Here is a 7,000-nt window from a genome sequence, read left to right on the forward strand (position 1 = left end):
CAGAATGCAATCAGCCAGCCACACAAACCCTCACAAAACATATGATCCTCTACTCATTCTGAACAAACTAGCTGTTTAAATGATCCGAAATTCAACGCGGATATTAGTTGAGATATCCCCAGCTTGGGGATATTCTATCCCTTAGTTGGCGACAGGGAAAAGCATGCACGCGACATTTATTGAGCTGTCCAGCTTTCAAAAATACCGGATGGAATACCTGAACGATGATCAGTTTAGGCTGTTCCAGAATATGTTGCTGGCCGACCCTGAAAAAGGCGATGTGATCCCGGATACGGGCGGCCTGCGTAAAGTCCGGTTCAGGGATGAGCGCCGAAACAAGGGCACAAGAGGTGGGATCAGGGTTATCTATTACTGGACGAACGAAAAAGGCCAGTTCATCCTCTTCACGATCTACGATAAGGATCAACGCGACGATCTGACCAAACAGCAGCGCGATGCCTTGGGTGCGGCGCTGAACGTGATTAAAAAAGGGCTGAGACATGACTGAACGCGACATTTTCAGTGAGCTGATGACGGGTATGCAGGAGCTGAAAGATCATCAAGACGGAAAAATCACGCTTAAGACTTACAAGGTCAGCAAGCGCGCGCCTATCACTATCGCTCCACAGGAACTACGTGATGTGCGCGAAAAACTTAACCTGTCTCAGGCCGTTTTTGCGCACTTCCTTCATACTGGTGAAACCACATATCAAAATTGGGAGCAAGGCAGGTCCCGGCCTAACGCTCAGGCTATTTTGCTTATACGCATGGTGCAGCAGAATCCCGAAACACTGCAGACGCTCGCGCAGCTTTCGCGCTGTGCTCATAACGCCATCTAGGGTTTGAACCGCATAAGACAAAAAGCGTTTAAATAATTTCTACCATTACGAATATCAAATCCATCCGGGCCATTTATCAGGCCCGGATTAATTAATAATCTACTTCTTATCCAGCGACCAGGTCGCGCTGCGCACATCCACTTTCACTGGCAACAGACCCACGCGTGTAAAGGTATCCGCTAGCGCTTGCTGCTCATCAAACACCTGCGGGGTCATGCGCGACGCGCCGTAAGGCAGACGTTTAATGGTGGTTTGCCAGATGGCTTTATCCAGGCCGGTAGATTTCGACAGAATCGCGGCCGCGTCATCCGGGTTCTTGTTGGCCCAATCGCTGAGTTTGCTCAGCTCATCAACCACCTGTTTCGCGGTATCAGGATGGCCTTCCGCAAACGGTCGGCTGGCGAGATAGAAAGTGTAATGCGGCACTAATCCTTCCGCGTTGCGGATTTCACGCGCACCGGCGTTGGCTTCCACTTCTGCCAGGTACGGATCCCAAATCACCCACGCATCAATTGCGCCTTTCTGGAACGCAGCGCGCGCATCGGCAGGCGGCAGATACACCGGCGTCACGTCTTTGTAGTTAAGTCCCGCATCTTCCAGCGCTTTCACCAGCAGATAGTTAACGTCAGAACCTTTGTTCAGACCGACGCGTTTACCTTTCAAATTCGCCACGCTCTTAATCGTGGAATCTTTCGGCACCACGATGGCTTCGGTTTTTGGGTTAGCCGGTGAATGACCGAGATAAATCAAATCGGCTTTCGCTGCCTGCGCGAAGGCCGGCGGCGCATCGCCGGTAGCAGCCAAATCAATGCTGCCGACGTTTAAGCCCTCTAGCATCTGCGGACCCGCCGGGAACTCCACCCAGCGAATAGCGATGCCTTCCTTCTTAAAGGTTTCATCCAGCGTGCCACGATATTTCAGCAGGGCAAAGATGTTGGCTTTCTGATAGCCAATGGTGACGGTTTCTGGGTTAGCGGCAAAGGCGTGTATAGAGAGCAGGCCAAAGCTGAGAGCTAAAGCGCTCAGGACAGGAAGTTTTGCTTTCATGATGATTCTCGCGTGGTTTTTTTGCCACCTTAGCAAAGCCCTTATATAACCAATAAATAACTAATTTCGATCGCTTATAACTATTATCTATGTGATCTGGATCATTCACTGTAATCAGCAAACGCGATTGGAATTTCCATAGATGCCCATATAATTAGCACGGTAATAATTTGTATAACAAATCAAAATGCCATTACCAAAAGCTTCTGTCAGGATAAGCAATTCCGCTGCCTGCATAAGGTTTTACCCGTTCTATGAAGTGGTTTTCACGAAGCGCAGTGCTGTTTTCTGCCAAAACCTGTCTTGCTGCCTTTCTGGCTTTTTACATTGCTCTGGAACTCAATCTCGATAAACCGGCCTGGTCACTGACTACAGTGTACGTTGCCTCGCAGCTCTATTCGGGATCGACGGTATCGAAATCGGTTTTCCGTTTCTTCGGCACCCTGCTGGGCGGGCTGTTTACGCTGCTGATCTATCCCGCCACGGTGCAGAATCCGCTGCTGTTTAGCCTGTGCATCTCGCTGTGGGTGGCGGTTTGTCTCTATCTCTCGCTGCACGACCGCACGCCGAAGAGCTACGTGTTTATGCTGGCGGGCTACAGCGCAGCGATCATGGGTTTTCCCGATGTGGTAGAGCCCTCGGCCATCACCTACACGGTGATTTCCCGCGTTGAGGAGATCACCGTGGCGATTGTTTGCAGCAGCCTGGTGCATCGCCTGCTGTGGCCGGTCTCGATGCGCAATCTGTTAGAGCAGAGCGTTAACCTGTGGTATCAGAACGCGCGCAAACTGTGCAGCGATCTGGTCACGGCGATGCCCGCTGAGAAGTCGGTGGAGCGCGAAGATATCCTGATTCAGATGGCCAACTATCCGCTTAACGTCGAAACGCTCATCACGCATTGTGTGTACGAAGGCGATGCCGCGCGGCGTCTGGTGCGCTTAGTCAGCGTGCAGTATCAGCACCTCTCCTATTTCATCCCCACGCTGACGGCCATCGAATCGCGCCTCAACCTGCTGGCGCAGCAGCAAATCCGTTTTCCCGACTACATCGCTGAAGTCTTCCAGCAATTTTTGCTGTGGCTAAACGGTGAAGATCAGCTGCCGGTACGCGACAAGCTCAGCCACGCGCAGGAGCAGCTGAAACAAGCGTGGCAACAGGGCAGGCTTAACAGCGAAGAGAGCATTCTGCTGATGGGATTGCTGGAACGCTTGCTCAATTTTGTACGCATCGTCGATGCCTATCAAAGCGTTAGCGAGCGTGTGAGTGAGTGGGCACCTGCGGTGAAAGCCGGAAAGATGGCGCGCGCGCATAAACACGTCGATAAGGGATTGTTGCTGCTGTCGTCGTTTACCGCGTTTATCGCCACCTTCGTTACCTGCGTATTTTGGATCGGCAGCGGCTGGGTGGATGGTGCCACCGCGCCGATGATGGCGGCGGTGCTGTGTTCCTTCTTCGCCGGCATGGACAGCCCAATTGCACCGATGAAGCTGTTCCTGAAAGGGGTGCTGATCTCCGTGGTGATCAGCCTGCTGTATATCACCTTGCTGATTCCGCAGGCGGTGACCTTCGAAGCGCTGGTGATCTGCCTTGCGCCGGGCTTGCTGGCGCTGGGATTGGTTATCGCCAATCCGTCGACCAACCTGATTGGCCTGATTGTCGCCACGCAGATTCCTGGCTTGATTGGCATGAGCCACAACTTCAAGCCCGATTTACAACTTATAGTGAACGCTATCCTTTCGACGCTGGTGGGCATTACCTTTGCGGTTGTGATCACGGCGCTGATCCGCAACAAGCGCCCGTCATGGACCGCCAAACGTGCGGTACGCAAAGGTATCCGCGAGCTGCTGCATTTTATCGCCACGGTGCGGCTCAACAGCGTCACGCTGACCGCGCGTCAGCAGTTTGTTTCGCGCACGCTGGATAAGGTCAATATCATCCTGCCGCGTAAACGTGTCGATCCGGTGCCAGAGTTGGTCTCTGGCGGCAATCTGATCGCAGAAGCCTGGCTGGGGGCAAACTGCTACGATTACTACACGCGTCATCGGGAGCTGCTGCTGGCGCATCACATTGAAAGTGCGGCGATGTTCCATGAGCTAAGCCAGTTTCTTAAGCGCCGGTTGAAGTCGCTGCAAACCACGCCGCAGCCGGAATTGCTGGCGGAACTGAACACGCTGTTGCTACGGTTGGAAGCGGCGGCGCTGCGGGAGAACACGCTGTTTGCGCCGATGTTCCACCTGTTCAATATTCGTTTATCGCTGTTTCCTGCGGCGCGCTGGCCGGAAAACCATTACAGTGCTGAACAGCATGTTTAAAACGGAGTTAAGCAGATGAAATTGATTGGTTTGATTGGCGGGATGAGCTGGGAATCCACCGCGCTCTATTACCGTATTATCAATGAGCAGGTGAAGCAGCAGCTGGGCGGATTGCACTCCGCGCGCAGCCTGATGTACAGCGTCGATTTCCATGAAATTGAAAAGCTGCAGGCCGCAGGCGAGTGGCAACAAGCGGGTGAGATTCTGGCAGAAGCGGCTGTTAGCCTGGAGAAAGGCGGCGCAGATTTCATCGTGCTCTGTACCAACACCATGCACAAAGTCGCGCAGCAGATCACCGATGCGGTGAGCATTCCGCTGCTGCATATCGCCGATGCCACCGCACAGCGCATTCGTCAGACGGGCGTGAAAAAAGTCGGTTTGCTGGCGACCGCATTCACCATGGAGCAGGAATTTTACAAAGGTCGGCTTAATCAGTCGGAAATTGAGGTGATGGTGCCCGATGCAGCAGGCCGCAAAGTGGTGCACGACATCATTTATCAGGAGCTCTGTCTTGGCGTGATCCGTGATGAGTCGCGCGCGCAATACCGCAAGATTATTGCCGAGCTGGTGGAGCAGGGCGCAGAGGCGATCATTCTTGGTTGCACCGAAATCACCTTACTGGTGAAAGCTGAGGACGCCAGCGTTCCGCTGTTCGATACCACCTTGATCCACGCCGAAGACGCCGTAAAACTCGCGCTCCCGTAGGGTCGCCATTTATGGCGACCGATTGACAAGCATTACGAAATTCATGGCGACTGAGCGCACCTCACCTCTTTATGAGGTGCGCTTCAACTTGCGTGCCAGAACCTGCAACTGCTGCGCAATCTCCGCCACATCCACTTCATCCTGCAGCGGTGCTGCCGTGGTTTCCCGCAACACTAACTCGGTTTCCAGCGTCTTCTCTGTCACATCGCCGCCTTCCAGCTGAGCCAGCAAGCGATCAACGCTCACCACGCCCAACTGCTGCAGATCCTGACGCACGGTAGTTAACGGCGGCTGATACCACGCGCTTTCCGCTGTATCGTCATAACCAATCAGCGAAATCTCCGCTGGGATCCTCACGCCATGCTGATGCAGCGCGCGCATCGCGCCGAGCGCCATCTGATCGTTAGCCACCAGCAGCGCCTGCGGCAGACGGTCAGGTAACTGCGCCAGCAGCACCTGATAGCCCGATGCCGCGCTCCAGTCACCGCTCAGCACGCAGAATGGCGTGAGTTGATGCGCGGCCAGCGCTTGCTGCCACGCAGCGAAACGCGCGCGCGCCGATGCAGAACTTGCCGGGCCATTTAACACGCCAATCTGACGATGGCCGAGCGCCACCAGATGATCAACCGCCTGCTGCGCACCGGATTCGCTTTGATACTGGCATTGCGCCACTTCAGCGCTGCGCTCCACGTCGAGAAACAGCACCGGTTTGTTGTCGCACTGTTGTTGAATCTGCGCGGCCTGCGCGGCATCCAGCGGCAGGTTGATCAGCAGCGCATCGACGCGCTGCGCCAGCAGTTCATTCACGGTGTCCTGCGGCGCGCTGTCGGGATTCGCCATGGCGATCACCAGATGATAACCCTGCGCTGCCGCACGTTGCTGAATCGCCGAAGCGATCTGGGCGGGCGCCATTAAGGCTAAATCACTGGTGGCGAGTCCCAGCGTGCGGGTGTTTTTCCCTGCTAACTGTTGCGCCACACGATTCGGCACATAGTTGAGCTGCTGCATTGCGGCTTCTACTTTGGCGCGGGTGCGCGGCGAAACCTGCTCGGAATGGTTGAGGACGCGGGAAACGGTTTGATAAGAAACCCCAGCCAGATGAGCAACATCGTCGAGGGTTACGGAGCGCGCAGTCATGAATCTCTCCTGAAGATTAAGCTGCGAGTGTAGCAAATTTTTCCCTGCCGACACGCACTTAAGCCGCTACACTGCCAAAGGTAAAAAGAGGAGAACCGGATGCAACTCAATAACCATCAGATTCAGGATATCAACACCCTGGCGGCCTGGCTGGCGCTGGATCAGATGCCACAAGATGGCACGCTCGACATCGATTTAGCCATTCTCGCTGGTCACGCGGTGTTGCCGAACGTGGAAGCGGTGATTGCCGTGGCGAAAAAGTATCAGCTGCCGTTGTTGATCAGCGGCGGCATTGGCCACTCAACGCCGCTGCTGGTGGAGATGCTCGCGGCGCATCCGCTGTATCGCCAAATTGATAGTAAAGACAAAAGCGAAGCCGAATTGTTAGGCGACGTTGCCCGCCTCTTTGCCGCGCTGCCGGACGATCTGCTGTTGCTGGAAACCGTCTCACGCAACTGCGGGGAAAACGCCGCCTTCAGCCAGAAGCTGCTGGATGAGCACAGCTGGCAGCCGCAGCGCGTATTGCTGGTGCAGGATCCGCTGATGCAGCGTCGCACCTGGGAAACCTTCCGCTATCAATGGCGCGATCGTGCGGATGCGCCGGAATTTATCAGCTGGCCGGTGTTTGTGCCGCAGGTAAAGATGGACGCAGGCATGCTGCGCATCATCGGTGCGCCGCCGCAGGGATTGTGGTCGATGGAGCGTTTTCTTTCGCTGCTGATGGGGGAAATCCAGCGCTTGCGTGACGATGAAAATGGCTACGGCCCGCGCGGCAAAGGTTTCCTCGGCCACGTCGAGGTGCCAGAAGCGGTGGAAGCTGGCTGGCAACGCCTGAAGCAGTTGCCAGGCGTGCAGTCACGGTTGTGATGAGCACAGAGCGGCTTTCGTTCGCCTCTTGCTGAGGCAGTTGCAGCACCGTGGTGCGGCGACCGAGCAGAGGACGCCTGGCCGCGCCCTCTG

7 protein-coding genes are annotated in these 7,000 nt (G+C 55.2%); 5 read left to right on the top strand and 2 right to left on the bottom strand.

The features are described from left to right. The first annotated feature begins 163 nt into the window (after positions 1 to 163). Entirely contained in the window at positions 164 to 508 is a 345-nt protein-coding gene (locus tag RTM06_RS01630; RefSeq protein WP_312179470.1) for a toxin, read from the top strand. After that, positions 501 to 839 (top strand): type II toxin-antitoxin system MqsA family antitoxin, encoded by a 339-nt coding sequence (locus tag RTM06_RS01635; protein WP_312179471.1) that lies wholly within the window; start codon positions 501 to 503, stop codon positions 837 to 839. The genes RTM06_RS01630 and RTM06_RS01635 overlap by 8 nt, the downstream gene beginning before the upstream one ends. A gap of 99 nt (positions 840 to 938) precedes the next feature. On the opposite strand, the gene RTM06_RS01640 is transcribed toward RTM06_RS01635, so the two are convergent. Continuing rightward, positions 939 to 1,886: a sulfonate ABC transporter substrate-binding protein gene (locus RTM06_RS01640; protein ID WP_312179473.1), complete on the bottom strand. Its 948-nt coding sequence runs from the start codon at positions 1,884 to 1,886 to the stop codon at positions 939 to 941. Positions 1,887 to 2,140: 254 nt separating this feature from the next. Here RTM06_RS01640 and RTM06_RS01645 point away from each other — a divergent pair, with 254 nt between their 5' ends. Both RTM06_RS01645 and RTM06_RS01650 read left to right on the top strand, forming a co-directional pair. Further along, positions 2,141 to 4,198 (top strand): FUSC family protein, encoded by a 2,058-nt coding sequence (locus RTM06_RS01645; RefSeq protein WP_312179475.1) that lies wholly within the window; start codon positions 2,141 to 2,143, stop codon positions 4,196 to 4,198. Between the two features lie 15 nt (positions 4,199 to 4,213). Next, complete coding sequence (locus tag RTM06_RS01650; RefSeq protein WP_312179477.1) at positions 4,214 to 4,903, top strand: aspartate/glutamate racemase family protein; 690 nt, start codon at positions 4,214 to 4,216, stop codon at positions 4,901 to 4,903. 69 nt (positions 4,904 to 4,972) lie between these two features. On the opposite strand, the gene RTM06_RS01655 is transcribed toward RTM06_RS01650, so the two are convergent. After that, entirely contained in the window at positions 4,973 to 6,040 is a 1,068-nt protein-coding gene (locus RTM06_RS01655; protein ID WP_312179479.1) for a LacI family DNA-binding transcriptional regulator, read from the bottom strand. Positions 6,041 to 6,139: 99 nt separating this feature from the next. Here RTM06_RS01655 and RTM06_RS01660 point away from each other — a divergent pair, with 99 nt between their 5' ends. Then, positions 6,140 to 6,907: a YdcF family protein gene (locus RTM06_RS01660; RefSeq protein ID WP_312179481.1), complete on the top strand. Its 768-nt coding sequence runs from the start codon at positions 6,140 to 6,142 to the stop codon at positions 6,905 to 6,907. The last annotated feature ends 93 nt before the right edge of the window (positions 6,908 to 7,000 follow it).

This window comes from Pantoea sp. CTOTU46764 (assembly GCF_031974595.1).
Classification (GTDB): Bacteria; Pseudomonadota; Gammaproteobacteria; order Enterobacterales; family Enterobacteriaceae; genus Pantoea; species Pantoea trifolii.